We start from the raw sequence: 26,249 nt of genomic DNA, 5'->3' as shown, positions 1-26,249 counted from the left end.
GTACGGTGGCCCGCATGACAGCCATCGCAGCGCACAGCGTGTCCGCCGCGGCGGGCGGGGAAGCCGGACCCCAGTGGGTCAACGACCTCATGGACGCCATGGGCGCGCCGGGGGCGGGGCTCGCCATCGCGCTGGAGAACCTCTTTCCGCCGCTGCCGAGCGAGGTGATCCTGCCGATGGCCGGGTTCGCCGCGAGCAGTGGCCGGATGGGTCTGCTCGCGGTGCTGCTGTGGACGACGGCCGGTTCGGTGATCGGCGCGCTCGCCCTGTACGGCGTGGGTGCGCTGCTCGGCCGGGAGCGGACGGTGGCGATCGCGGGGCGGCTGCCGCTGGTGAAGGTCTCGGACATCGAGAAGACCGAGGCGTGGTTCCTGCGGCACGGGACCAAGGCGGTGTTCTTCGGCCGGATGATCCCGATCTTCCGCTCGCTGATCTCGGTGCCGGCCGGCGTGGAGCGCATGCGGCTGTCCGTGTTCCTCGGCCTGACCACGCTGGGCAGTGCCATCTGGAACACCGTCTTCGTCCTCGCGGGCTACGCGCTGGGCGAGAACTGGCAGCAGGTCACGGCCATCGTGTCGGGCTACTCCAAGGTGGTCCTCGGCCTGGCCGCGCTGGCGGTGCTCGCGTTCTTCGTCACGCGGATGCTGCGGCCGGGCGCCGGCCGCAGGCGGCGAGACCGGCGGGCGGGCCCGGAAGAGGTATGGACGTCGGACTCCCCCGAGGGGGACGGCCCCGCCGACCGGTACGGCCCGGCCCGCCGGGAACGCGCCGGCTGAAGCCGCCTCACCGGGCCGACCGCGCCACCCCCAGGAACTCCCGCAGGATCCGCTCCCCGGCCGTGACCCCGCGCTCGGGGAGCGCGGTGATGCCCGGGGCCGTCCAGTCGGCGTCGGCCAGTTCGCCGTGCCCGGGACGCCATCCCCGGTCGGCGGTGAGGAGCAGGTCGGCGTCGAGGAGCGAGTCCCCGGCGGCGAGGGCGAGGTCGGCGCCGGTGCGGCGGGCGACCTCGCGCATGGCCGCGCTCTTGGTGAGCGGTCCCGGTACGGCGTAGATCTTGCGGCCCTGCAGGGAGACCGTCCAGCCGCGGTTCTGCGCCCAGACGGCGAGTTCCTTCACCCACTCCTCGGGCAGCAGTCCGCGCTCGACGACCAGGTAGGCGAAGAGGTCCTCGGCGACGCGGTGCTTGCGTGTCCAGGCCGGGTCGGCGGTCTGCTCCAGGTGGGCCCGCACCTCGGCCAGCGGGGCGCACTCGGCGGCGAGGCGGGCACTCACCCGGGCGTGCCAGTCGTGGTCGGTCTCGCCGTCGACCAGGAGGTGGCCGCCGTTGGCGCAGATCGCGTACGCCGGGGCGGGGCCGGGGAGGCTGACGCGCCGGTACTGCTCGCGGGTGCGGGTGGTGGTGGGTACGAACACGGTGGCGTCGCCGAGTTCGGCCAGGAGCCCGGCGGCGGTCTCCGTCATGTAGGACAGCGGACGGCTCTCGTAGACCTCCACGCACAGCAGGCGCGGGGCATCGGTGTCGGGCCCGGTCAAGGCGAGGGCGTTGGCGGAGTAGATGAGGGTGCGGTCGAGGTCGCTGGCGACGAGGACGGTCATCAGGGCGTCACCGCGTGCCCGTCAACACCGGTCGCGCCGCGCGTGTACCGGGGGTGGATCAGGCCGACGCAGGTGTACGGGAGGTCGGCGACCTCCTCTACGGGGACGCCCCGCTGCTCGGCCAGCAGCCGTACGTGGTCGAGGTCGTGGCCCGCTCCGGCGCGCGCGAGGATCTTCCACGGCACCCGGCGCAGCAGGACGCGGGTGGTCTCGCCGACGCCGGGTTTGACGAGGTTCACGTCGTGGATGCCGTACTCCTCACTGATGCGTTCGACCGCGGCCCAGCCCTCCCAGGTGGGGGTGCGGTCGGCGGCGAGCAGCTCCTTGGCCCGGGCGCAGGCGGCGTCCGTGACCTCGGGGAAGCGGGCGCGGACGGCGTCCAGGAAGGCCACCGAGGCGTCCGCTCCGGCGAGTTCGCGGTAGAACTTGGCGCCGTGGAAGTCGTCGGGACCGACCAGGTCGGCGCGCAGCACGGTGCGTGAGATGAGGCCGGAGACGGTCGAGTTGAGGCAGGCGGACGGGATCAGGTAGTCCTCACGGGTGCCGTACGTCCGTACGCAGGAGCCGGGGTCGGCCAGGACCGCGATCTCCGGGTCGAAGCCGGTGACCCCGTGAGCCTTCTCGAACTCCTCGACAGCCTGGGCGAGTTCGCGGGTAATGGCGCCCTTGCCGGTCCAGCCGTCCACGAAGACGATGTCCCGGGGGTCGTGGTGCTCCGCCAGCCAGCGCAGCGCGTTGGCGTCGATGCCCCGGCCGCGCACGATGGAGACGGCGTAGTGCGGGAGGTCGAGCTGGTGCCGGTGCTGGGCCCAGCGGCGTATCAGGATGCCGACGGGGGTGCCGGCGCGGGCCAGGGAGACCAGGACCGGTCGCGGTGACCGTTCGGCGAGGACGGTCTCGGTGACCACGCCGACCGCGTGGGCGAGGCGTGCCGCCGAGGTCTCGAGGGCTGCCCGGAACAACTCCTGGTACTGCTCGCTCGGCTGGTACTCGACGGGCAGCGACTCGGCGTAGTGCGCGCCGCCGCTCTGGATGGCCTCCTCGCGCTCCTCGGTGGGCGCCTCCAGCGTGACCCCGGAGAGGTCCTGGAGCAGCCAGCCGACCTCCTCGGGCGCGTACGAGGAGAAGGCGGGGCCGCGGAGGGGCTCGGGCAGCATGGAGGCGGGCCTTTCGGGGGCGTCCGGTCCGCCCGGACGGTGGAGGTCCGGGGCGGCGGGCACGTACGACGGTACGACGGCGAGGAGGACCTGCGGGGTGTGTGCGGCGAGCTCGGCCAGCAGCCCGCCGGGCGCGTGCAGCGCGGGGGTGTCGGCGGCCGAGTCGACGACGGCGACGACGGCGTCGAAGCCGGCGCCTGCGACGTTGTAGGCGTAGCGCTCGCCGGGGCCGTCGGCGGGGTCGTCGTGGGCGGGAAAGGCCAGCCGGGTGCGTATCGCGTAGCCGGGGTCGTCCACGGCGAGGACGGGCGAGCGGGTGGTGGTCGAGAAGCGGACCTCGGTGCCGCCCGCGCGGGCGGGCGGTGCCTGTTGCGGCGTGCGGTCCTGCTCCAGTCGCTGTTCCAGCGCGTGGGCGAGGCGGAGCGGGGCGTACATCAGCTCCTCGAAGCCGAGGACGAGGACGCGCCGGGCGCCGTCGGGCAGCGCGTCGGCGATCCGGCCGGCCATGGCGGGCAGGGCGTCGTCCAGACGGGCGCGGTGCGCGGGCGTGAACCCGTGCCGCCCGCCGTCGGGCAGCCTCTCAGGCCAGCCCAGCTCGATGCGCGCGACCCGGCCGGTCCGCGTCTGCGGACCGGCCGCCGGCTGCGCGGCCTCCTGTGCCTCCTGTGCCTCCTGTGCCTCCTGCCGGGCGACGAGTTCCCTGCCCTTCTCCAGCACGCCCTCCGGGAGCCGTACCGTGCCCGAGACGGTCGTCACCAGGTCGACACGGGCGCCGATCCCGCGGGCGAGGTCGTCCAGCCGGCCCGCGTCGGCGGGCGAGCGCATGTCGACCAGGGCGACCACCGCGTACCGGCGCCGGGGGTGGCGTGCATGCAGGTCTCGGATGGTGTTCAGGATCGTGTTGCCGGTGGAGAACTCGTCGTCGACCAGGACCAGCGGCCCGTCCCCGGCGAGCAGCCCGGGGTCCTCGGGAAGCAGCAGGTGCGAGGTGGCGTGGGAGTGGGACTCCTCGAAGCCGCCCGCCGTGGCGACCTCGGGGACCGGGCGGCGGGTGGAGTGCAGGCAGGGGGCGACGCCCACGCCGTCGGCGACCGCGTGGCCGAGGCCGGTGGCGGTCTCGGCGTACCCGAGGACCACCGCCCGGTACGCCTGGTCGCCGAGCAGTTCGCGGACCCGGCGGCCGAGCTCGACACCGTGGCCGTACACGACGGCGGGTGACTGCGGTACGTGCTTGCCGAGGACGTTGGACACCAGCAGGTGCGCCCGCTTGGGGTTGCGGCGCAGCGCCAGCCCGAGCAGTCCGGTCAGCCGGTCGTCGCCGGCCAGCTCGACGCCCAGCCGCTCGGCGACCCAGCTGCCGGACCAGACGTCCCCGGCGGGCAGGTCCCCGCCGGCCCGCGATCCGTCGCGCACCACGTCGTGTGCCCCGCGGCGCGCTCCCTCGTTCACTGCCTTTTCCATGAATCCCTTGCTGTCGATCCGGTCGTGTCAGGTCGGTTCAGGTCGGTCACTTGACCAGGCCGGCCGCGAGCAGCTCCACGAACCCGATGTCCTCGTTCGTGACGCCGAACACCTCGGCGCGCAGCACGGTCCGCTCGGCCCACGCGCGGTGCGGCTTCACCTCGTTCATTTTGTTCGTGTACGCCGACCTCATGACACCACCACCGCCGCGTTCCGGCCGCAGGATGTCCTGGGCGTCGCTGTACTCCTCGTGGCTGACGACGGACAGCGCGTGCACGGGCAGGACGTGCGAGGGGTGGATGCAGGTCTTGCCCTGCAGTCCGTTGGCCCGGTCCAGGGAGATCTCCCGCAGCAGGCCGTCCATGGCGTGCTCGATCAGTGACTGGCGCAGCTCCGTGGCCTTCACCTCGAGGAACGGGCTCTGCCGCAGTTGTGGCTTGAACATGCGCTCCTGGGCCCGGAAGTACTCCCAGACCGGCCCGGTCACGGTGAATCCGGTGCCGTCGACGCGGGCCAGCATGTTCACCACGTCGGCGATCACGGAGGCGACGATCTGGAGGTCGTAGGCCGTCATGTCGGGGCCGCGGCGCAGCCCGTACGGGGAGCAGAAGTCGGTCACGCCGAGGCGCAGCGCGAGGACCCGGTCGCGGTACTTGTCGACCGCGCGGAGGATGCCCTCGAGGGTCTCCACCCGGGTCTCCCGGTAGAGCAGCTCGGGCGACTCCAGCACCGGCATCGCGAAGAGGCGGTGGCCGTAGGAGGCCTCGGCGACGGTGAGGGCCTCGAGGAAGGGCATGCCGCGTTCCTCGGTGAACTTCGGCAGGACGAACCCGGACAGCAGGGGGGCGGTGGGGCCGAGGCGCCGGACGAGGTCGGGGATCTGCTCGGGGGTGCGGACCCGGATGAACAGCAGCGGCAGGTCGGCTCCGGGCCGGTCGGCCAGGTCGGCGAACTGGGCCACGAGGTTCGCCTCGCCGGCGCTCACGTCGTCGTCTCCGATGGAGTCCTCGAGACACAGCACCATCGAGACCACACCGTTCCCGGCCTGCTTGACGATGTCGTCGGCGAGCCGGGGGCGGGTCGCGGGGCTGTACAGCGTGGCACCGAGGGCCATGGAGAGCAGACGGGCCGGGGACTGTGCCGTGAACAGGCCCGGCTCCCGGTAGAAGAGACGTTTCCGCACCGCAGGGGCGAACTGTCCGAAGTGACGCATTGAACTCCCCCGTGACCGTTGGGCATGGCGTGAAATGGCTGTGGAATGTCGGAAGGTGGCCGGTAATAGTACGTAGGTATCGATGTCGGCGGTTCCCGCCGGGCGTGAACTTCAGGTGTCCCGGTCGTGTCGGTGACGGACGGCGCCGGCGCGCCTCCGCACCCCGCATTGTCGTGACCAGGACGGAGAAGGCAGGATGACCGCATGACGCACGCCATGCTGAAGGGGTCGAACGTCCCGCTCCGAACCACCACGGTACGCGCCGTCCTGCGGTGGTCGCCCGGCCAGGGTGTCCCCGACGTGGACGCGTCCGCTCTGCTCCTCGGGCTCGACGGCCGGGTCCGTTCGGACGGGGACTTCGTCTTCTACAACCAGCCGCGGCACCCGTCCGGCAAGGTGTGGCGACTCGGCAAGAAGCGCGTCGCCGAGGTCCTGACCGACACGATCCAGACGGATCTCGGCGGGGTCGAGGAGGGCGTCGGGCGGATTCTGCTGGTGGCGTCGGCGGACGGTGTCACCTTCGACACCGTGGACACGCTGCGCATCCTGCTGTACGACGCGCAGGCCCCGGACGCGGAAGCGCTGGCGTACTTCGACGTCACCCCGGAGACGGGCCAGGAGACCGCGCTGATCTGCGGTGAGCTGTACCGGCGCGGGGACGGCTGGAAGTTCCGGGCACTCGGCGAGGGCTATGCGAACGGGCTGAAGGGCCTGGCGACGGACTTCGGGATCTCGGTGGACGAGTCGGAGGCCGCGCAGGAGCCGTCGGCCGCCGGCCCCGCCACGTCCTCGCCCTCGGTTTCCCCCGAGGCCCTGACCCAGGTGCACGCCCCCGCCGCGGCCGACCGGTCCGGCCCGCTGCCGCCCGAGCAGCCGCCGGGCGTTCCGGCTCAGCCCGCGTACGGCTATCCGCCCCAGCAGCCGCCGGCCACGCAGCCGGCCTACGGCTACCCGCAGCCGGCCGGCCGGCCCACCTACGGCTACCCCCAGACGTCCCCCGTGCCCGCCACCGCGGCGGCCCCGTCCGGCTACGGCTACCCGCCCCCGGCTCCCCACTCCCCCGACCCCGACTTCCGCCTGCCCCCGCAGGGGCCGCAGTTCATCGGACGGTAGGGCCCGGCCGGGCCCGGCCGCCGGCCGGACAGGCCCGGGGTGTGCCGTCCAGGGACATTGGCCGCCGCCCGCGCCCTCGGCTTCGACAACCTCCTGCCCTCCACCAGCGCTGGTCCGGCCGCGGTCGTAGCCGTGCGGGAGTCCGCCGGGTGCGCGGGCCGGAGCGTCCTGGGCGGTGCGGATGCGGAGTTCGGCCCTGTACACACTCCACCAGCGTGCCGAGCGCCCCGTTCGACACCCGCGCCGGGCGGGGAAGCGGTCGGCCTCGACGCCCGGGACGGGCGCGGTCGGCCGCACCATGTCGTGCCGGGGCGGAGCGGTCGTAGCGTCCTGCCCTGACCACCGCGGACGACACGGCTTACCGGTACCGCACCGCCGTTCCCGGGGATGCCGAGGCCATCGGGGCCCTGGACGGGTCCTTCACCACCGGCACCGTCTTCCGGATGACCGTTGCCGAGGACGGGTTCGCGCTGCGGGAGGTGCCGGTGGAACCGCCCGTGACCAAGGTGTTCCCCGACGACGGGTCGGACGACGACGGGGACGGCGAGGGCGGCGCGGACTCCCGTACCTTCGTCGCGCACGGGAGGGCCGGCGACCTGGCCGGGTTCATGGCCGTCTCGCACTCCGGCTGGAACCGGCGGCCGGCCATCGAGGACATCGAGGTCGCTCCGGAGCACCGGGGGCGGGGGGTCGGGGGCCTTGATGGGGCTCGCGGTGGAGTTCGCGCACGCGGGGTGCCGGGCACATCTGGCTGGAGGTCACCAACGTCAACGCGCCGGCGGTCCACGCGCACCGGCGGGTGGGCTTCGCCTTCTGCGGGCTGGACACCACCCTGTACGACGGCACCCCTCGGAGGGCGAGCAGGCGCTTTACATGAGCATGCCCTGCCCTTGAGCCGGCAACAGGCGCACCACGCGAGGAGCGGCCCTACGACCAGGCCGAGATCGACCCGCCATCGATCCGTGGCGGTACCCGGCGGACCGGTTCGCGGGGTGACGGAGGACGGGCACGCGAGATACGGGAGGCCCTCGGGCCCATCGCCGCGCTCGTGACGACGCTGCTCGACGTGTCCGAGGAGCCCGGCTCGAAAGACTAGCGGCCCGTCTTCGACTTGAAGCCGCGCCCCCACTGCAGGCCCCAGCCGTAGAGGCGGTCCAGTTCTCCCTGGAAGCCGTAGACGAACTTCACCTCGCGGTGGACGATGAGCTCGTCCCTGGCGTTCTCGATCATCACCACGGCGCAGGAGCGGGCCTGCGGATGGCGTTCGTCCAGGCCTATCTCGATCCGCGGGCCGTTGCTGGGGTAGAGCGTGACCATGGCCTGGGTCCGGTCGAAGGCGGGCGTCTGGTCGTAGATGTACACGAAGACCAGCAGGCGTTTGATGTTCTCGCGGTGGTCCAGGTTGACGTAGATCGTCTCCCCGGAGCCCGAGCCGAACCGGTCGTCGCCGCTGAGCTTGACGTACGGCGGCCCGTTGACGTCGCCGAGGAGGCCGCCGAGCGGCTGGACCACGCCCTTGGTGCCGTCCTGGAGCTCGTACAGGCAGCCGAGGTCCAGGTCGACGTTGACCATGCTCTGGCTGTGGGCGATGACCTCCGGAGGCCTGAGCGCCTTGAGGGGGTGGCGCAGCAGGCTCTCCCGCTGGGAGCCGCCCAGGTCGGAGGTGCGCATCCGCCAGCTCAGGTTGATCCGGAGGTTTCCGGTGGCCGCGCCCTGTCTGGTCAGGGACACCTGCGCATTCCGCTTTGTCAGCTCGATGGCGTTGGTGGCCGCGTTGCCCGAGTCGAAGGCACTGTCGTTTCCGCGCCGCAGTCCGTCCAGGAAGCCCATTCCCGCCCCAAGTCCATTCGTCGAACCCCGCTGCCCCGCTGGTCCTGCTGCCCTGCTGCCCTGCTGCCCGCACGTGTCCGGCCGTCCGGCGCCCGGGCGGGCTCCGGACGGCCGTCGGGGCGGCCGTCGAGGACTGGTCCGCGACGGCCGCCCCGAACAGAGCGTTCCTCACCCGGAGGGCTGTCACACCCCGGAGGAGACCTCGGTCTTCTCGGCCGTGCCGCCCTCGGCCTCCGCGAGTGCCCTGTTGCGGCGCACGGAGGACCAGAAGGACAGGCCGATCAGGAAGACACCGATGAGACCGGTGATGATCTCGTTGACCTCGTACTGGATCGTGATGAGCAGGAGCGCGGCGAGGGCGCCGATCGCGTAGTGCGCGCCGTGCTCCAGGTAGACGTACTCGTCGAGGGTGCCCTGGCGCACCAGGTAGACCGTCAGCGAACGGACGTACATGGCGCCGATACCGAGGCCCAGGGCCATCAGCACGATGTCGTTGGTGATGGCGAAGGCGCCGATCACGCCGTCGAAGGAGAAGGAGGCGTCCAGGACCTCGAGGTAGAGGAACATGAAGAACGCGGCCTGGCCGCCGATGGCGAGGGCCGTCTTGGGCTTGCCGGCCCGCTCGGCCTTCTCCTCGGCCTCGTGCTCGCGTTCCTCCTGCTCCTCGAGCCGGTTCTCGAAGAAGCCGGAGAGCCCGCTCACGATCATGTAGGTGATCAAACCGCCGATACCGGCGAGGAGAACCGTTTCCGCCTTGTCGACATGGGTGCCGCCGTGCTGGTGGGCATTGACCCCGACCGTCAGGGAGGCGGTCAGCAGGACGACCAGCGCGATGCAGACCGACAGCATGTCGACCTTGCCGAGCTTGGCCAGCGGACGCTCGATCCAGGTCAGCCACTTGATGTCCCGGTCCTCGAAGACGAAGTCCAGGAAGATCATCAGCAGGAACATACCACCGAAGGCGGCGATCGACGGGTGCGCGTCGGTGACCAGCTCCTGGTAGCGGTCCTTGTCACTGAGAGCGAGATCGACCGCTTCGAGCGGGCCGAGCGAGGCGCTGACGGCGACGATCACGACGGGGAAGACCAGCCGCATGCCGAAGACGGCGATCAGGATGCCGATGGTGAGGAAGATCTTCTGCCAGAAGGCATTCATCTTCTTCAGGATTCCGGCGTTGACCACCGCGTTGTCGAAGGACAGCGAGATCTCGAGGATCGAGAGGATCGCCACGATACCGAAGGCGGTCCACCCCCCGAAGAGGATCGCTGCGACCAGGCCGAGCGCGGTGACCGCGAACGACCAGCCGAAGGTTTTCAGAACCACTGGCTACCCCATCATGTGTGGGGAGCTCCCCCGGACGATCTCCGGAGGAGACTCTCCCCGTCGCCATAGTCGGCTTTACGAAACATTGACTCCGAAGTCTAGGGCGATACCCCGAAGCCCCGACGCGTACCCCTGCCCCACCGCTCTGAACTTCCACTCGCCCCGATAGCGGTAGAGCTCGCCGAAGATCATCGCGGTTTCCGTGGAGGCGTCCTCCGAGAGGTCGTAGCGGGCGAGCTCCTGACCGTCCGCCTGATTCACCACTCGGATGAAAGCATTGCCGACCTGACCGAAAGCCTGACCGCGGTCGTCGGCCAGGTGGATGGAGACCGGGAAAACGATCTTGTCGCACCGGGCCGGCACCTTGGAGAGGTCGACCATCAGGGACTCGTCGTCGCCGTCGCCCTCGCCGGTGAGGTTGTCGCCGGTGTGCTCGACCGAGCCGTCCGGGCTCGTGAGCTGGTTGTAGAAGATGAACCACTCGTCCCCCATGACCCGGCCGTCGCTGCACACCAGCGCGCTGGCGTCGAGGTCGAAGGGGGCTCCCGTGGTGGAGCGTGCGTCCCAGCCGAGCCCGATCATCACCTGCGTGAGGTTCGGTGCGGCCTTGGACAGGGAGACATTGCCTCCCTTGGCGAGCGTGACGCCCATGTTGCTGGTCCCTCCCCTTGGGGCCTGTCTTCCGGTTCGTCCCGGGGGACGCGAGGCCTGGCACGCACATCTGCCGCGTTGTCGTCGGCCGCCGACTCCCCCGAGCCCTCGACGAGCTCGAGCAGGGACCGTCTCCCCTCGCGCCGGCTTCCTCCTCCGCCTTGCAGATGCACGCACCAGCCCCCGCGCGCCGGGGCCCTGCCAGGCGTTGTCGCCCGGAGTCCGGACGAACCCAGAGACAGGCCCGTGATGTTTCTCAGGTGGTCTCCTGCGCGTCCGGCGCCGCGCGTAAACCGTGCGGCGCCGGACGGAACAGCCGTGCGAGACGGCCGGCCCCGGGGTGCGAGCGTCTCAGACGTTCACGCCGAAGTCCTGCGCGATGCCGCGCAGACCGGAGGCGTAGCCCTGGCCGATGGCGCGGAACTTCCACTCGGCGCCGTGCCGGTACAGCTCACCGAAGACCATCGCCGTCTCCGTGGAGGCGTCCTCCGACAGGTCGTAGCGGGCGATCTCGGCACCGCCGGCCTGGTTGACGACGCGGATGAACGCGTTGCGCACCTGGCCGAAGGACTGCTGACGGTTCTCGGCGTCGTAGATGGACACCGGGAAGACGATCTTCTCGATCTCCGCGGGCACGCCCGCGAGGTTGACCTTGATCTGCTCGTCGTCGCCCTCGCCCTCACCGGTGAGGTTGTCGCCGGTGTGCTCGACCGAGCCGTCGGGGCTCTTGAGGTTGTTGAAGAAGACGAAGTTGGCGTCGTTGGTGACCTTGCCCGTGTTGTTCACCAGCAGCGCACTGGCGTCCAGGTCGAAGTCGGTGCCGGTCGTGGTGCGGACGTCCCACCCCAGTCCGACGATGACCGCGGTCAGGCCCGGCGCCTCCTTGGTCAGCGATACGTTGCCGCCCTTGCTGAGGCTGACTCCCACGAGTCCTCCATTGATGTCCGGGGGCGGGAAGCCCCGTCGTGCGTTGGATATCGGATCAACGAGTCGATCCTAGTAACGGGTTCCCGGCCACCGCAGGCCCCAATACCCGGAAATCACCGCTGCCGGACGTGCTCACAGCGCGTCGAGCGCCTCGATGTAGCCGTCCAGGTCACGTGCGTCGGCCAGCGCGTTGACGACCGTCCACCGTACGAGACCCTCGCGGTCGATGACGAAGGTCCCCCGAACGGCGCAGCCCTTGCCCTCGTCGAAGACGCCGTAGGCGCGCGAGACGTTCCCGTGCGGCCAGAAGTCCGACAGCAGGGGGTACTCCAGGTTCTCCTGCTCGGCGAAGACGCGCAGGGTGTGGACGGAGTCGGTCGAGACGGCGAGCAGTTGGGTACCTCGGCCGGCGAGGCGGTCCAGGCCGTCACGCAGGGCGCGCAGCTCGTCGGTGCACACGCTGGTGAAGGCGAAGGGGTAGAAGACGAGCACCACGTTCCGACGGCCGCGGTGGTCGGACAACCGCACGGGCGCGCCGTGGTTGTCCCTGAGCTCGAAGTCGGGGGCGTGATCGCCGACCTGGATCGCCATCGCCTGGTTCGTCCCTTCGGGGGGGGGTGCTGTGCCCGGCCTGTTCCCTGGGAACACCCTACGCAGGGGGTACGACAACGGTCCGGACGGGCTGAACCGGTCAGCCCGTCCGGTGGAAAGACGGGATACGGCTGCCCGCCGGGGCGGGGCCGTCGTGACTACCTCCGGGACGCGGCTACCTCCGCGACTTGGCCGCCTTCGGCGTCGCCAGCCGGCTGCCGCTCCAGTCCTTGCCGACGCTGACGCTCTTGGCGGCGGTCAGGCCGGCCGTGGTGGCGGCTTCCGAGATGTCGCTCGGCTCCACGTACCCCGAACGGCCGGTCTTTGGCGTGAGGAGCAGGATCGCCCCGCCCTCCTCGATGTACGTGCCGGCGTCCACCAGCGCATCCGTCAGGTCGCCGTCGTCGTCGCGGAACCACAGCACAACGGCGTCAGCCACGTCGTCGTAGTCCTCGTCGACAAGGTCGCTCTCGATGACGCCCTCGATGGCCTCGCGGAGCTCCTGGTCGACGTCGTCGTCGTAGCCGATCTCCTGGACCACCTGCCCGGGCTGGAAACCCAGCCTGGCGGCAGGGTTCGTCCGCTCCTCCGCGTGGTCCGCGGTCGCGCTCACGGGGTGCCTCCTGATCATGGTTTGGGAATATCTCAGCCACGCGCGGGCGCGCGGCATTGGCCGTAGTCCACACGGGCAGGGCGGATCGCGCAAGTACCCGGCCGCCCGGACCGCCTAAACGGTGACGATCCTGACCGGGTCACCGCAACTCCAGGCACATCATCCTGGCCCACAGTGACTCACACCACACCCTTGTGCCCCGAATGGGCGTTTGGGAACTGCATACGGGTACGAGACTCGCATGAACGCGAGATTCGCTCCGTACGCCACCGTACCGGTGTCGCGTGCCGGCTACCTATCGGTAGAGATGACGTGTGCGGCCCCGGGGTGGACCATGGGGAGCGCGCAGACCCGGCTACGTCAGTGAAGCAGCGGGCTCCTCAGGGCCCTTCGACAGGTAAGGAACAGCGTGGCTTCCGCATCCGATCGCAACCCGATCATCATTGGTGGCCTTCCGAGTCAGGTGCCTGACTTCGATCCCGAGGAAACCCAGGAGTGGCTCGACTCCCTCGACGCCGCCGTCGACGAGCGCGGCCGGGAGCGGGCCCGCCACCTGATGCTGCGGCTGATCGAGCGGGCCCGCGAACGGCGTGTGGCCGTGCCCGAGATGCGCAGCACCGACTACGTGAACACGATCCCCACCCGCGCGGAGCCGTTCTTCCCCGGCAACGAGGAGATCGAGCGCAAGGTCCTCAACGCGACCCGCTGGAACGCGGCGGTGATGGTCTCGCGCGCCCAGCGGCCCGGGATCGGCGTCGGCGGCCACATCGCCACCTTCGCGTCCTCGGCGTCGCTGTACGACGTGGGCTTCAACCACTTCTTCCGCGGCAAGGACGGGGGCGACGGCGGCGACCAGGTCTTCTTCCAGGGGCACGCCTCGCCGGGCATCTACGCCCGCGCGTTCCTGCTGGACCGGCTGAGCGAGCGGCAGCTGGACGGATTCCGGCAGGAGAAGTCGAAGGCCCCCGAGGGCCTGGCCTCGTATCCGCACCCGCGTTCGATGCCGGAGTTCTGGGAGTTCCCGACCGTGTCGATGGGCCTCGGTCCGATCAGCGCGATCTACCAGGCCCGGATGAACCGCTACATGCAGGCGCGCGGCATCGCCGACACCTCGAAGTCGCACGTGTGGGCGTTTCTCGGCGACGGCGAGATGGACGAACCGGAGTCGCTGGGCCAGCTGACGCTCGCGGCCCGCGAGAACCTCGACAACCTGACCTTCGTCGTCAACTGCAACCTGCAGCGCCTCGACGGGCCGGTGCGCGGCAACGGCAAGATCATCCAGGAGCTGGAGTCGGTTTTCCGGGGCGCCGGCTGGAACGTGATCAAGCTGGTCTGGGACCGCTCCTGGGACCCGCTGCTCGCCCAGGACCGGGACGGCGTGCTGGTCAACCGGATGAACACCACGCCGGACGGCCAGTTCCAGACCTACGCCACCGAGTCCGGGGCGTACATCCGCGACCACTTCTTCGGTGACGACCACCGGCTGCGCGCCATGGTCGAGAGCATGACCGACGACCAGGTGCTGCACCTGGGGCGCGGCGGCCACGACCACAAGAAGATCTTCGCGGCGTACCAGGCGGCCATGGACCACAAGGGCCAGCCGACGGTGGTTCTCGCCAAGACGGTCAAGGGCTGGACGCTGGGCCCGAACTTCGAGGGCCGCAACGCCACGCACCAGATGAAGAAACTGACGGTCGACGACCTCAAGGGTTTCCGCGACCGGCTGCACCTGCCGATCCCCGACAAGGACCTGGAGTCCGGCCTGCCGCCGTACTACCACCCGGGCCGCGACTCGGAGGAGATCCAGTACATGCACGACCGCCGCACGTCGCTCGGCGGGTACGTGCCGACACGTGTGGTGCGCTCGAAGCCGCTCGCACTGCCCGAGGACAAGACATACGCGAACGTGAAGAAGGGCTCGGGGCAGCAGTCCATCGCGACGACCATGGCGTTCGTCCGACTCCTCAAAGACCTCATGCGGGACAAGGAGATCGGCAAGAGGTTCGTACTGATCGCACCGGACGAGTACCGCACGTTCGGCATGGACTCCTTCTTCCCGAGCGCGAAGATCTACAACCCGCTCGGGCAGCAGTACGAGTCCGTGGACCGTGAGCTGCTGCTCGCGTACAAGGAGGCACCGAACGGGCAGATGCTGCACGACGGCATCTCCGAGGCGGGCTGCACGGCCTCGCTGATCGCGGCCGGCTCGGCGTACGCCACGCACGGCGAGCCGCTGATCCCGGTGTACGTCTTCTACTCGATGTTCGGTTTCCAGCGCACCGGCGACCAGTTCTGGCAGATGGGCGACCAGCTGGCGCGCGGCTTCGTTCTCGGCGCGACCGCGGGTCGTACGACCCTGACCGGTGAGGGGCTGCAGCACGCGGACGGCCAGTCGCAGCTGCTGGCTTCCACGAACCCGGCGTGCGTCGCCTACGACCCGGCCTTCGGGTTCGAGATCGCGCACATCGTGCAGGACGGCCTGCGCCGGATGTACGGCAGCGACGAGCAGCACCCGCACGGCGAGGACGTCTTCTACTACCTGACCGTCTACAACGAGCCCGTCCAGCACCCGGCCGAGCCCCAGGACGTGGACGTGGACGGCATCCTCAAGGGCCTGTACCGCTTCCGTGAGGGGACGGCGGGCTCGAAGCCGGCGCAGATCCTCGCCTCCGGTGTCGCGGTGCCCTGGGCCCTGGAGGCGCAGCGGATCCTCGCCGAGGAGTGGGATGTGCGGGCCGACGTCTGGTCGGCGACCTCCTGGAACGAGCTGCGGCGCGAGGCCGTGGAATGCGAGCGGCACAACCTGCTGGGCCCGGAGGAGGAGCAGCGGGTGCCGTACGTGACGCGGAAGCTGGCCCCGGCACAGGGGCCGGTCGTGGCGGTGTCGGACTGGATGCGGTCGGTGCCGGACCAGATCGCGCGCTGGGTGCCCGGGACGTACCAGTCGCTGGGCGCGGACGGCTTCGGCTTCGCGGACACACGCGGGGCGGCCCGCCGGTTCTTCCACATCGACGCGCAGTCGATCGTCGTGGGAGTGCTGACGGAGCTGGCCCGGGAGGGACACGTCGGCCGGTCCGTGCTGAAGCAGGCCATCGACCGCTACCAGCTGCTCGACGTGGCCGCGGCCGACCCGGGTGCGGCGGGCGGCGACGCCTGACACACCCGCGGGCGGCGCATGCGGAAGGGCCTCCGGCGTTTCGCCGGAGGCCCTTCCGCCGTTCCGCCGCGGAGATTTCCGTCGGGATCGACTCTGTTGCTCCATTGCGGAGAGTGACACCGGCCTGTCGACGGGGCGCAGGGAACGGGCCTCGCGAGGAGGCGGTCCGGCCCCGGCCGGCCCCTCTCGGATGCGGTGCGTGACCCTCCCCCGAATAGAGCAGCAGAGTCGGGATCGACTCTGCTGCGCAATTACCCGGCGTGATGACGCCGTGCCGATACGGCCTTCAGAGCGCGTCGCAGATGCAGGCAGGCCGGGCGCGGCCGAGCCCTGAAAGCATGGCACGTGATCGCTCGCCGAATTGAGCAGCGGAGTCGGGATCCGGGCCAAAACCCGGGGTGGTCAGAACATTCCGTAGCCCGATCCGGTGGCCGAGGCCAGCCAGATGATCGCCAGCAGCGTGTCGATGGCGCCCAGAACCAGCGCGACCACCGCCTGGACCGGGCGGGCCCCGGACCAGCTGCGGCCCATGGCGAGCCAGCCGCAGACCATCGCCACCGGGCCGAGGACGATCCCCAGTACGAAGAATCCGGCGACCGCGCAGATGACTCCGATGATTTCGAGCGTCGCGCGATCCGGCCCTCCCCCAAGCTCTCGGCTTCGCTCGAGCAGGGGGGACCCCCATCCTGACCACGCCCGGCCACGTGAGCGGGGGTGCCCGCGCGCGCTGTCTCCGAAGCTCGCCATCATCAACTCCCTGAACGCGGTAGTCGGTTGGGGTGTAGTGGGGTTCGACACGCGAGGACCCCCACTCGGGGCGTGAATGCCCCCGGAGCGAGAACGGGCGAGCCGCTGCCGGCGCGCTGCCCCCCTCCAGCAGCGCGCCGCACCCGGCATCCTCCAGGCCCTGCGGAGGACCTGACCCACTGTGACCTGCGGCACCCTCCGAACGGGAGGGATCACCCCAGCGGTTCACCCTGATGAGCGAACCCGGTCACCGGAGCCGTCAGATGTGGCCGCCGCCCGCGCCGGCCTCCGCGTTCTCACCGCGCTTGGCGAGGAGGGCGACGCCCACCGCCACGACGGCGACCGCGGTGGCGACCAGGGAAGCCGTGCTCATGCCGGAGAGGAAGGTGTCGTGCGCCACCCCGGTGACCGTCGCGACCATCTCGGGGGGCATCTGCTCGCTCACCGGGGGCACGCCCACCTGGACGGCCTCGGCGGCCTGCGCGCTCTGCTCCGGGGTGAGCGGCGGGAGCCCCGCGCCCGCCCAGTTGTCCGCGAGGTCGCTGTCGACCTCGGAGGCCATCACCGCACCCAGCGCGGCTGTACCGAGGCTGCCGCCGACCTGCATGGCGGCCTGCTGGAGACCGCCGGCGACACCGGAGAGCTCCAGCGGCGCGTTGCCCACGATGACCTCGGTGGCGCCGACCATGACGGGCGCCAGGCCGAGACCCAGCAGGGCGAACCAGAGGGACATCACGCCGCTGCCGGTGTCCTTCTCGAGTGTGGAGATGCCGAACATGGCCATCGCGGTGCAGGCCATGCCGCCGGCCAGCGGGATCCGCGGACCGGCCTTGGTGATGACCACGCCGGCCAGCGGGGAGCCGACGATCATCATGCCGGTGAGCGGCAGCAGGTGCAGACCGGCGTCGACCGGGCTCAGGCCGTGCACGTTCTGCAGGTAGAAGGTGACGAAGAACAGGCCGCCCATGAAGGCGATGGCCATGAGGACCATCAGCACGACACCCGCGGACAGCGGGACGGAGCGGAACATCGCCGGCGGGATCAACGGCTCCTTGACCCGCTTCTCCCAGAGGGCGAAGACGGTGAAGAGCACCCCGGCGACGGCGATGAAACCCCAGGTCTTGAGGTCCCCCCAGCCCCACTCGGGGGCCTTGATCAGCGCCCAGACGAGGCAGAACATCGCACCGGACAGCAGGCCGATGCCGGGGATGTCGAAGGAGTGCGGGCGGTTCTCCGCGCGGTGGTCGAGCAGGATCCACACGCCGAGGGCGAGCGCGACGACGCCGACCGGGACGTTGATCCAGAAGACCGACTGCCAGCTGACGTGCTCGACGAGGACACCGCCGAGGATCGGGCCGCCGGCGGTGGAGGCACCGATGACCATGCCCCAGATGCCGATGGCCATGTTGAGCTTCTCGGCCGGGAAGGTCGCCCGCAGCAGGCCCAGCGCGGCCGGCATCAGCAGCGCGCCGAACAGGCCTTGCAGGACACGGAAGACGATGACCGACGCGATGCTGTCGGACAGGCCGATCGCACCCGAGGCGGCGGCGAAGCCGACGACGCCGATGAGGAAGGTCTGCCGGTGGCCGAACCGGTCACCGAGCTTGCCGGCGGTGATCAGGGAGACCGCGAGGGCGAGGAAGTACGCGTTGGTGATCCACTGGACCTCGGCGAAACGGGCTCCCAGATCACTGGCGATGACGGGGTTGGCGATGGCGACGATGGTGCCGTCGAGGGCCACCATCATGACGCCGACGGCGACGGTGAAGAGGGTGAGCCAGGGGTGGCCGCGAAGCCCTCTGCCGGGTGCCGTGTCCGACGGGGCGTCCGAAGGTGTCCCGTCCCCGGGTCCCGTCGCGTCGATGATGGTCTGACTAGTCATATCTTCGAGGCTAATGACAGCCACTGACAGTTGACAAACCAATTCACCGACCAGCAACTGAGCCGACATGTCCGTATAGCGTGAACTGCGCGAACAGTTCCGGAAAGGACTTGGGGCCCACCGGAAACCGGCCCGGAAGCCGGTCCGCGAAACGGACCGGGGGAAGCACGGGAGGAACGATGGAGACGATCGGGACCGTCGCCGGCGCGATGCCGGCGCCGGGGACGGGCCTGCGGGAACGCAAGAAGCGGCTCACCCGCGACGCGCTGGTCCGTACCTCCCTGGAGCTGTTCGCGACCCGCGGCTACGAGGGGACGACGGTCGACGACATCGCGGCGGCCGTCCACGTCTCGCAGCGCACTTTCTTCCGCTACTTCGCCAGCAAGGAGGAGGTCGCGTTCCACGTCCCGCACCTCGCGGAGTCCCTCGTCGTCGACGCCGTGCAGGGGCGCCCGCCCGGCGAGCCGCCGCTGGACGCGCTGCGCGGCGCCCTGCGGGAGAGCTGGGACGGCATCAACCAGGCCGTCGAGCAGGTCGTGCCCCTGGAACTGCATCTGCGGGTGTACCGGGTGATCGAGTCGACGCCCGCGCTGCTCGCCGCCCATCTGCGGCGTTCGAGCGAACTGGAGGAGCGGCTGGCCCATGTGATCGCCGACCGCGAGGGCGTCGACCTGGACACCGACCCCCGGCCGCGCGTGCTGGTGGCCGCCGTCTGCAGCGCGATCCGGGTGGCGGAGCGGTCCTGGTCCGCCGGGGACGACGCCGGCCTCACCGCCCTGCGCGAGCTGATGACGGCTCACCTGGACCAGCTGGGGCCCGCCCTGGCAGGATCCTGGAGCAGCACCTGAGCCGTCTCCCGGGTGGCACCTGGTCGGTCGGCGGGTGCGCCCTGCCCCCCGGTGACGCACCGAAACGTGATACCCGTCACTCGATTGACGCGAGGCCCTCCCGTTCTCCTAGTGTGTCCTTTCAGTGACTTCCTTCGACGCCTCCCCGCAACTGAACGTGTGGCGCGCGCTCCTCGCACTCGCCGTCGTCTTCGTGATGCTGGCGAGCACCGGCTGGACGGCCCTGCGCCGGCAGCCGGTGACCTCCTATTCGGCCCCGCTCCCGGCCTCGCTCAGTGCCTGGGAGCACGGCCGAATAGGAGGTCACCGGCTGCCGGACCCCCGGTCCGCGCCCGCCGCGCTGGCCCGCTTCTTCGCCTCCCTCTCCGAGGTGCAGCGGGTGAGCCTCGCCCACCGCTTCCCGCTCGCGGTCGGCAACATGAACGGCGCCCCGGTCGAGTTGCGCTACCGCGCCAACCGCCTCGCGCTGGGGGAGGCCCGTGAGGTCGAGCGACAACGGATGCGCGACGAGCGGCTCACACCCGCAGGACAGCATCAGGCGGGCCGCCGGATGAACCGCTTCGGGGCGCTGCTGAACCCCGACCGCCAGCTTCTCGCCTTCGACCCGTCGGGGTCCGGCCGGGCCGCCGAGGTCTTCGGCGACCTGCGCGAGGCCGAGCGGGTCTCGGTCGTCGTCCCCGGCGTCGACACCGATCTGCTGACCTTCCAGCGCACCTACCGCCGCTGGTCGGCACCCGTCGGTATGGCCAGGTCGCTGTACGCGGCCGAGCACACGGCGGCCCCCTCGACGCGCACCGCCGTGATCGCCTGGGCCGACTACACCGCGCCCAGCGGGCTGGGCATGGAGGCGGCGATGGCGACGCGCGCCGAGGACGGCGCGGTACGCCTCGACTCGCTGCTGCGCGCCCTGCCCGGCGAATCCCACGTCTCCCTGTTCTGCCACAGCTACGGCTCCGTGGTGTGCGGGCTGGCCGCGCCCGCACTGCCCGGCCGGGTGACCGACATAGCGGTGGCCGGCAGTCCCGGCATGCGGGCCGAGACCGTCTCCGAACTGCGCACCCGCGCACGGGTGTGGGCGATGCGGGACGCCGACGACTGGATCCGGGACGTGCCCTACCTGGAGGTCGGCGGACTGGGCCACGGCGCCGACCCGGTGTCCCCGGCCTTCGGGGCGCGCGTGCTGTCGGCGCGTGAGGCGGACGGCCACGGCGGGTACTTCGTGCCGGGCACCGACAGCCTGCGCAACTTCGCCGAGATCGGCGTTGGCGCATACCGCGCGGTGGACTGCGCGCACGGGAGTGGCGTATGCCGGGCGGGTTTGTCGGACGCCGCCGCATCAAGACGCGCGTAGAGAACGGAGGAACTGCGGTATGCACGGGGAGGGGACGAAAAAGCTCGTGCCGCATACGATGAGCCGCATGGGTGACGTGCTGGCCGGATTTCACGCTGACTGGGAGTTCGAGTCCGACTCCGTGCTCATCCGGTACGAAAGGGGGATTCGAACACCCAAGCTGTTTCAGGCACTCGGGGAACGCCGCATCCCCCTGGAGGCCGTCGCCGGAGTGACGCTGACCCCCGGCAGGCGCGACACCGTCGTGCTGCGCATCGAGCCGCGGCCCGGCGCCGATCCGCTGATGGAGGCGGCGGCCGGGCAGCTGAAGGACGGCTGCGACCCCTACCGTCTCGTGCTGTCCGCCGAACGCGAGACGCTCGCCGAGTACTACGCCGACGAGCTCCTCGCCCTGATCACCGAGTCGGGCCCCGCCGAGCGCCATCTGGTGGCCGCCCCTGAGGGGCCGCTGCACTTCAAGGCGTACGACGGGCGGGCCTCCTTCGACGGGAAGACGGTCTCCTTCCGCTGGTCCTGGACCGGCGCCTCGTCGACGAAGTGGAAGGCGGGTGACCAGCGCTTCCCCGTGGGCGAGTTGAGCGGCGTGGAGTGGCGGTCACCGGAGGTGTTCGAGGGGCATCTGCGCCTGCTGCGCCGCGACGAGCCGGCCCGGCTGCCGCACGCCGACCAGGACCTGGCGGCCGTGGTGTTCGGGCTGGGCTACGGCCCGGTGCACGAGTCACTGCCGTTCGCGGCGGCCGTCCTGGCGGCGGCACGGACGTCCGCGCCGGTACCCGCGGTCGCCGTGGCCACCGTACGCCGCGACCCCGCGGACATCGCCGAACGCATACGCCACCTGGGGGAACTGCACCAGGCGGGACTGGTGACGGCCGAGGAGTTCTCGTCCAAGAAGGCGGAGTTACTGGCGGAGCTGTAGGGCTCCGCCGTTCCGACGTGCGGGTCACTCCTCCCGTCCGGCGGACGTGAAGGCCATGTCCGCATAGCGGGTGCCCGCCACCTTGCCGGCGATCGGGTCCAGTCGGGCCAGTTCCGCGTCCGTGAGGGCGATCCGGGTCGCCGCCGTGTTCTCCTCCACCCGGGACGGCTTGCGCGTGCCCGGAATCGGGACGACCGGGAGGCCGTGCACGGCAGCCCGCTGATGGACCCAGGCCAGGGCGATCTGGCCGGGCGTGGCACCGTGCGCGTCGGCGACGGCGCGGACCGGCGCGAGCAGGGCCGCGTTGGCTGCCGCATTCTCGCCGGTGAACCGGGGCATGAGACGGCGGAAGTCGTCCGGTGTGAGGTCCTGGCCGGCATCGGCGAAGGAACCGGTCAGAAATCCCCGCCCGAGCGGCGAGTACGGCACCAGCGTCACGCCCAGGTCCCGGGCGGCCGGTACGACGTTCGCCTCGATGTCGCGGCTGAACAGCGACCACTCCGACTGCACGGCGGCGATCGGGTGCACGGCGTGCGCGGCCCGCAGTTCGCCGGCGGTGACCTCGCTCAGCCCCAGCTGCTTGACCTTGCCCTCGTGCACCAGCCCGGCCATGACGCCGACGGTCTCCTCGATCGGCACGTTCACATCGCGCCGGTGCATGTAGTAGAGGTCGATGGTGTCGATGTCCAGGCGCTTCAGGCTCGTCTCGACGGCCTGCCGGACGTACGGGGCGTCGTTGCGGACGATCCGCCGGGTCGGCTCGTCGGGCGGGATCGACAGCGCGAACTTGGTCGCGATCAGGATCTCGTCCCGGTGCGCCTTGAGGAATGGGGACAGGAACCGCTCGTTCTCCCCCGCCGCGTACGAGTCGGCCGTGTCGTAGAGCGTGACGCCCAGTTCCAGGGCCCGCTCCAGGGTCGCCCGGGAGGCGTCCGCGTCCGCGGGGCCGTAGGCGAAGCTCATGCCCATGCAGCCCAGGCCCTGCACGCCCACCTCGGGGCCGCCCGCGCCCAGTACCGCCGTCGTGATCCTGCCGCTCGCGCTGTTCGTGCCGTTGGTCATCGGGACCTCTCCGACGCCAGGGCGCGCCCGGCGTCCGCGTAGAAGCTGATCTTCCGGTCGAGCACGGCGAGGGTGCCCTGGAGCTCCGCGATCCGGGCCACCACGTCCTCGCGGGTCGCCTTGAGGAGGTCGAAGCGGTCGGTGTAGGTGTGATCGCCCTCCCGCACCATCTCCGCGTACCGGACCATGTCCGCGACCGGCATCCCGGTCAGACGGAGCTTGCCGACGAGGGCGAGCCAGTCGAGGTCGCGGTTGCTGTAGCGGCGCTGCCCGGTGTGCGACCGGTCGATGTGCGGCATCAGCCCGATGCGCTCGTACCAGCGCAGGGTGTGGGCGCTGAGCCCGGTGAGGGCGGCCACCTCGCTGATCGTGTACTTGTCCGCGCCGTCCGGCCGCCGGTCGCCCTGCGGCGGACCTGCGCAGGTGTCGGTCGTGGCACCCGTGCTCTCACCCGTGGTCTCCGTCACCGTCATGCGTCCACGCTAAATCCCTGGAGTGCACTCCAGGCAAGCACGACCGGCGGGAAAACGGCAGGAGGGCGGACATTCTGGCCGATTACCATGCCGGCCATGACACTCGTACGCCGTGCGGTGCCCGGGGACGCGGAGGAAGTACCGCGCCTGCGCCAGGCGATGATCGACTTCATTGGCCCGCTCCTCCCCCGCCACGGACTGGCACGCCGCCGCACTGCCGGTCCTGCGCGCGAAGCCGGCCGAGCCGCAAGGCCCGTTCGCGGCGTTCGTGGTGGGCCGGCCCGGTCTGCCGGAGCGGGGCGGGCCGACGGCGCTGGTGGCCGGCACGATCGGGTACCGCATCGGCGGCGCGCCCAGCCCGCACGGCACCGACGGCTACGCCTTCAGCGTCGCCACCGACCCGGACGCCCGCCGCCGGGGCTACGCGCGCCTGCGTGGAGGAACTGCTGGACCGGTTCCGTGAGCGGGGCGCCCGCCGCGTCCGCCTCACGGCGTCCGCGCAGGCCGAGCCGCTGTACGCCTCGATGGGCTTCACGCGGAAGCCGGACCCCTTGCCGGAGCCGACCCTGTGAGCGCTTAGGCTCGACGGCATGTCGCTCAAGAGCCCCGTGCTGATCGAGAACTGGCCGGTTCCCACCGCGGCGGCGGGCGTCGTCCGGGCGGACGGCACCGTCCTGGGCACCCACGGCCCCACCGGCCATCGCTTCCCGCTGGCCTCGGTCACCAAGCCGCTCGCGGCGTACGCGGTGCTCGTGGCGTACGAGGAGGGCGCGATCGAACTGGACGAACCGGCGGGCCCGGAGGGCTCGACGGTCCGCCACCTCCTCGCCCACACCTCCGGCCTCGCCTTCGACGACCACCGGGTGACCTCCGCCCCCGGCGAACGCCGCCTCTACTCCAACGCCGGGTTCGAGCAGCTCGGGGACCACATCGCGAAGGCGACGGAGATCCCGTTCGCCGAGTACCTGCGGCAGGCGGTGCTGGAGCCGCTGGGGATGACGTCGACCTCCCTGGAGGGCGCCGGCTCCCCCGCGAAGGACGCCACGTCCACGCTCGACGACCTGCTGCGCTTCGCCGCCGAGGTGCAGGCCCCGCGCCTGCTGGACGTCCGTACCGTCGCCGAGGCGATGACGGTCCAGTACCCGGGCACGAAGGGCGTCCTGCCGGGCTACGGCCACCAGAACCCCAACGACTGGGGTTTGGGCTTCGAGATCCGCGACGCCAAGTCCCCGCACTGGACGGGCGGTTCCTCCTCGCCCCGCACGTTCGGCCACTTCGGCCAGTCGGGCACGTTCCTGTGGATCGACCCGGCGGCGGACGTCGCCTGCGTGGCCCTGGCCGACCGCGCCTTCGGTCCCTGGGCGGTCGAGGCCTGGCCGCCCTTCACGGACGCGGTGCTGGCGGAACTCCGCGGAAGCACCGGCGCGGCCACCTGACCGCCGGCAGCGGCGGCGCCCGCCGGTGTGCCCGTGTGGTCCGCCAGAGGGCAGAGCGGCCGACGACACGGTCTCCGGCCATGGCGTCACCCTCTGGCCGGCCGTACGACCCAGGGTTTGTTCGAGTTTCGCGCAGCACCCCGTGCGAGACCAGAACCTTTGCCGTACTGCACGACCCTCGGCGGCCCGGCCGTTCACCGGGGTGGTGCCGACCGGGGCACGGAGCCGGACGACCCCGGCCTGTCCCGAAGAGGCCGTTCACCCACCCCGGGAACTCTTCGTGGGCTTCACGCCGGTGACGCGGTGGCGGTCAGGAACCCGCGCATGTACCCGGCCACGGTGTCCAGGTGGCTTTCGAGCAGGAAGTGTCCACCTCCGGGAACCAGGTGGATCTCCGCGTCCGGCAGGTCCCTGGTGAAGGCGCGTGCTCCGTCCGGGCCGAAGATCTCGTCGTTCGCGCCCCAGACCGCGAGGAGAGGAACCCGGCGTTCCCGGAAGTAGGCGTGCACCTGGGGGTAGAGGGGCGGGTTGCCGGCGTAGTCGCGGAACAGGGCGAGCTGCACGAGGTCGTTGCCCGGCCGGTTGACCTCGCGGTGGTCGGCGACCCAGGTGTCCGGGTCGACCAGCTCGGGTCGGTCCACTCCGTGCAGGTACTGCCAGCGGATGGCGTCGAGCGAGAGGGCGGCGCGGACGGCGGGTTCGGTCCGGGGGCCCGGATCCTCCGCGTAGGCCCATACGGGCTTCCAGAAATCCGGTACGAAGCCGTCCTCGTAGGCGTTGCCGCTCTGCGTGATCACCGCGGTGATCGCGTCCGGGGCGCGCAGGGCCAGCCGCCAGCCGATGGGGGCGCCGTAGTCCTGGACGTACACGGCGTAGCGGGTCACGCCGAGCTGGGCCAGAAGGGCTTCGGTGATGTCGGTCAGGGAGTCGAAGGTGTAGGTGAACTCGTCCACGGCCGGGGCATCGGAGGTGCCGAAGCCGAGGTGGTCGGGGGCGACGACGTGGAACCGGTCGGCCAGCGCCGGAATGAGCTGGCGGAACATGCGTGAACTGGAGGGGAATCCGTGCAGGAGTACCAGCGTGGGTGCCTCGCGGGGTCCTGCCTCGCGGTAGAAGACGCGATGCCCCCGCACTGTCGCGTACTGGTGGCGGACCTCGACCATGACTAACCCCTTTGACTCATATTGACGGTTACTCTTCGGCGCCCAGTAGACCCCCCCTGGAGTAACCTGTCAAACGACTTGATGGAGTTAGTTGGGAAGGTGAGGTCCGTGCTGGACGACCAAGCCCTGATGCAGGCGCTGAACAGCACCCCTGTCACGGATGGCCGACGCCGGGACCTGTGGCGCGACGACCACGAGGTGGACAGGTGGGCGCGGGAGCACGGGGGCCTCGGCGGCGACGAGGAGCGCCGGTGGCTGCGCACCGCCCGGGACGCGCTCCAGGCGGTGGAGTCGGACACTCCGGCGGAGCCCCGGCTGCGCCGGGTCCTCGCAGGCGTTCACAAAGTCCCGCAGCCCGGCACGTCGGGCATCGAGTGGCACCTGGAGGTGCCGCCGGAACGCAGGCTCGCCGTGGAACTCGTACTCGCCTGGGCGGACGTCAAGGAGCGCATGCCCGGCCGCCTGCGGCCGTGCGGGAACCCCGAATGCCGCCTCTTCCTCCTGGACCGCAGCCGCGCCAACACCGCACGGTGGTGCTCGATGAAGACCTGCGGGAACCGGCTCAAAGCCCGTCGGCACCAGGCCCGGACGCGCGAGACCCCACACCCCGGATAGGGCACCGGCGAGTCGACGGGGCCCCACCGCGCCCCGGCCCGACCGGTGCCGGGGCGCGGGCCCCGGCACGAGACGCCCAGGAGATGCGTCGGGTCGACGCGGCAGAACTGATCACACGCCTCAT

General features: G+C 71.0%; 22 protein-coding genes and 2 pseudogenes. 10 read left to right on the top strand and 14 right to left on the bottom strand.

The annotated features are described in order from the left end of the window. The first annotated feature begins 14 nt into the window (after window positions 1-14). Entirely contained in the window at window positions 15-776 is a 762-nt protein-coding gene (locus HUV60_RS24260) for a DedA family protein (protein WP_257849320.1), read from the top strand. A 7-nt stretch (window positions 777-783) separates the two neighbouring features. Here HUV60_RS24260 and HUV60_RS24255 read toward each other — a convergent pair whose 3' ends face one another. The 3 genes from HUV60_RS24255 to HUV60_RS24245 are packed head-to-tail and all read right to left on the bottom strand — an operon-like array spanning window position 784 to window position 5,427. After that, window positions 784-1,596: an HAD family hydrolase gene (locus tag HUV60_RS24255; protein ID WP_257849319.1), complete on the bottom strand. Its 813-nt coding sequence runs from the start codon at window positions 1,594-1,596 to the stop codon at window positions 784-786. Continuing rightward, on the bottom strand, window positions 1,596-4,214 hold the full coding sequence (locus tag HUV60_RS24250; protein ID WP_257849318.1) for a phosphoribosyltransferase: 2,619 nt from the start codon (window positions 4,212-4,214) through the stop codon (window positions 1,596-1,598). The genes HUV60_RS24255 and HUV60_RS24250 overlap by 1 nt, the downstream gene beginning before the upstream one ends. A gap of 46 nt (window positions 4,215-4,260) precedes the next feature. Continuing rightward, window positions 4,261-5,427 (bottom strand): HpcH/HpaI aldolase/citrate lyase family protein, encoded by a 1,167-nt coding sequence (locus HUV60_RS24245; RefSeq protein WP_257849317.1) that lies wholly within the window; start codon window positions 5,425-5,427, stop codon window positions 4,261-4,263. A gap of 204 nt (window positions 5,428-5,631) precedes the next feature. On the opposite strand from HUV60_RS24245, the gene HUV60_RS24240 reads away from it, so the two are divergent. Together HUV60_RS24240 and HUV60_RS24235 are read left to right on the top strand one after the other, a co-directional pair. Then, window positions 5,632-6,540, top strand: coding sequence for a TerD family protein (locus HUV60_RS24240; RefSeq protein WP_257849316.1), 909 nt, complete (start codon window positions 5,632-5,634; stop codon window positions 6,538-6,540). Window positions 6,541-6,875: 335 nt separating this feature from the next. Beyond that, window positions 6,876-7,434 (top strand): annotated as a pseudogene (locus HUV60_RS24235) (GNAT family N-acetyltransferase). Between the two features lie 198 nt (window positions 7,435-7,632). Here HUV60_RS24235 and HUV60_RS24230 read toward each other — a convergent pair. The 6 genes from HUV60_RS24230 to HUV60_RS24205 all read right to left on the bottom strand — a co-directional run bounded on the left by HUV60_RS24230 (window position 7,633) and on the right by HUV60_RS24205 (window position 12,475). After that, window positions 7,633-8,370 (bottom strand): TerD family protein, encoded by a 738-nt coding sequence (locus HUV60_RS24230; protein ID WP_257849315.1) that lies wholly within the window; start codon window positions 8,368-8,370, stop codon window positions 7,633-7,635. Between the two features lie 183 nt (window positions 8,371-8,553). After that, entirely contained in the window at window positions 8,554-9,693 is a 1,140-nt protein-coding gene (locus HUV60_RS24225; RefSeq protein ID WP_257849314.1) for a DUF475 domain-containing protein, read from the bottom strand. A gap of 75 nt (window positions 9,694-9,768) precedes the next feature. After that, a complete protein-coding gene (locus HUV60_RS24220; RefSeq protein ID WP_257849313.1) occupies window positions 9,769-10,344 on the bottom strand; it encodes a TerD family protein in 576 nt (191 codons plus the stop codon). A gap of 351 nt (window positions 10,345-10,695) precedes the next feature. Further along, entirely contained in the window at window positions 10,696-11,271 is a 576-nt protein-coding gene (locus tag HUV60_RS24215; protein WP_042170048.1) for a TerD family protein, read from the bottom strand. A gap of 132 nt (window positions 11,272-11,403) precedes the next feature. Continuing rightward, complete coding sequence (locus tag HUV60_RS24210) at window positions 11,404-11,862, bottom strand: peroxiredoxin (RefSeq protein ID WP_257849312.1); 459 nt, start codon at window positions 11,860-11,862, stop codon at window positions 11,404-11,406. A gap of 175 nt (window positions 11,863-12,037) precedes the next feature. Then, window positions 12,038-12,475, bottom strand: a complete 438-nt coding sequence (locus tag HUV60_RS24205) for a DUF3052 domain-containing protein (RefSeq protein ID WP_042170042.1) — start codon at window positions 12,473-12,475, stop codon at window positions 12,038-12,040. A gap of 409 nt (window positions 12,476-12,884) precedes the next feature. Between HUV60_RS24205 and aceE the strand changes: the two genes are divergently transcribed. Beyond that, the gene (aceE, locus tag HUV60_RS24200; protein ID WP_257849311.1) at window positions 12,885-15,632 is read left to right on the top strand and encodes a pyruvate dehydrogenase (acetyl-transferring), homodimeric type; all 2,748 of its coding nucleotides are present in this window, start codon (window positions 12,885-12,887) and stop codon (window positions 15,630-15,632) included. Window positions 15,633-16,034: 402 nt separating this feature from the next. Here the strand turns inward: aceE and HUV60_RS24195 are convergent, their stop codons facing one another. After that, window positions 16,035-16,382, bottom strand: a complete 348-nt coding sequence (locus HUV60_RS24195; RefSeq protein WP_257849310.1) for a small hydrophobic protein — start codon at window positions 16,380-16,382, stop codon at window positions 16,035-16,037. A 256-nt stretch (window positions 16,383-16,638) separates the two neighbouring features. After that, window positions 16,639-18,261: an MFS transporter gene (locus tag HUV60_RS24190; protein ID WP_257849309.1), complete on the bottom strand. Its 1,623-nt coding sequence runs from the start codon at window positions 18,259-18,261 to the stop codon at window positions 16,639-16,641. 179 nt (window positions 18,262-18,440) lie between these two features. Here HUV60_RS24190 and HUV60_RS24185 point away from each other — a divergent pair, with 179 nt between their 5' ends. The 3 genes from HUV60_RS24185 (at window position 18,441) to HUV60_RS24175 (ending at window position 21,376) form a co-directional block, all read left to right on the top strand. Then, a complete protein-coding gene (locus HUV60_RS24185) occupies window positions 18,441-19,109 on the top strand; it encodes a TetR family transcriptional regulator (protein ID WP_257849308.1) in 669 nt (222 codons plus the stop codon). Between the two features lie 124 nt (window positions 19,110-19,233). Continuing rightward, window positions 19,234-20,460 (top strand): alpha/beta hydrolase family protein, encoded by a 1,227-nt coding sequence (locus HUV60_RS24180; protein WP_257849307.1) that lies wholly within the window; start codon window positions 19,234-19,236, stop codon window positions 20,458-20,460. Between the two features lie 67 nt (window positions 20,461-20,527). Beyond that, entirely contained in the window at window positions 20,528-21,376 is an 849-nt protein-coding gene (locus tag HUV60_RS24175; RefSeq protein WP_257849306.1) for a DUF4429 domain-containing protein, read from the top strand. Between the two features lie 24 nt (window positions 21,377-21,400). Here the strand turns inward: HUV60_RS24175 and HUV60_RS24170 are convergent, their stop codons facing one another. Then, a complete protein-coding gene (locus HUV60_RS24170; protein WP_257849305.1) occupies window positions 21,401-22,438 on the bottom strand; it encodes an aldo/keto reductase in 1,038 nt (345 codons plus the stop codon). Then, entirely contained in the window at window positions 22,435-22,911 is a 477-nt protein-coding gene (locus HUV60_RS24165; RefSeq protein WP_257849304.1) for a MerR family transcriptional regulator, read from the bottom strand. Before HUV60_RS24165 ends, HUV60_RS24170 begins: the two co-directional genes overlap by 4 nt. A 96-nt stretch (window positions 22,912-23,007) precedes the next feature. Between HUV60_RS24165 and HUV60_RS24160 the strand changes: the two are divergent. Beyond that, window positions 23,008-23,483: pseudogene (locus tag HUV60_RS24160) on the top strand (GNAT family N-acetyltransferase). Window positions 23,484-23,501: 18 nt separating this feature from the next. Further along, window positions 23,502-24,347, top strand: coding sequence for a serine hydrolase domain-containing protein (locus HUV60_RS24155; protein ID WP_257849303.1), 846 nt, complete (start codon window positions 23,502-23,504; stop codon window positions 24,345-24,347). A 287-nt stretch (window positions 24,348-24,634) separates the two neighbouring features. On the opposite strand, the gene HUV60_RS24150 is transcribed toward HUV60_RS24155, so the two are convergent. Continuing rightward, window positions 24,635-25,510: an alpha/beta fold hydrolase gene (locus HUV60_RS24150; protein WP_257849302.1), complete on the bottom strand. Its 876-nt coding sequence runs from the start codon at window positions 25,508-25,510 to the stop codon at window positions 24,635-24,637. A gap of 108 nt (window positions 25,511-25,618) precedes the next feature. On the opposite strand from HUV60_RS24150, the gene HUV60_RS24145 reads away from it, so the two are divergent. Next, window positions 25,619-26,125, top strand: a complete 507-nt coding sequence (locus tag HUV60_RS24145; protein ID WP_257849301.1) for a CGNR zinc finger domain-containing protein — start codon at window positions 25,619-25,621, stop codon at window positions 26,123-26,125. The last annotated feature ends 124 nt before the right edge of the window (window positions 26,126-26,249 follow it).

It is taken from the genome of Streptomyces sp. KMM 9044, assembly GCF_024701375.2.
Taxonomy (GTDB): Bacteria; Actinomycetota; Actinomycetes; order Streptomycetales; family Streptomycetaceae; genus Streptomyces.
Note: the sequence above shows the minus strand (reverse complement) of the source record. Positions and strands in the feature narration are given on the sequence as shown.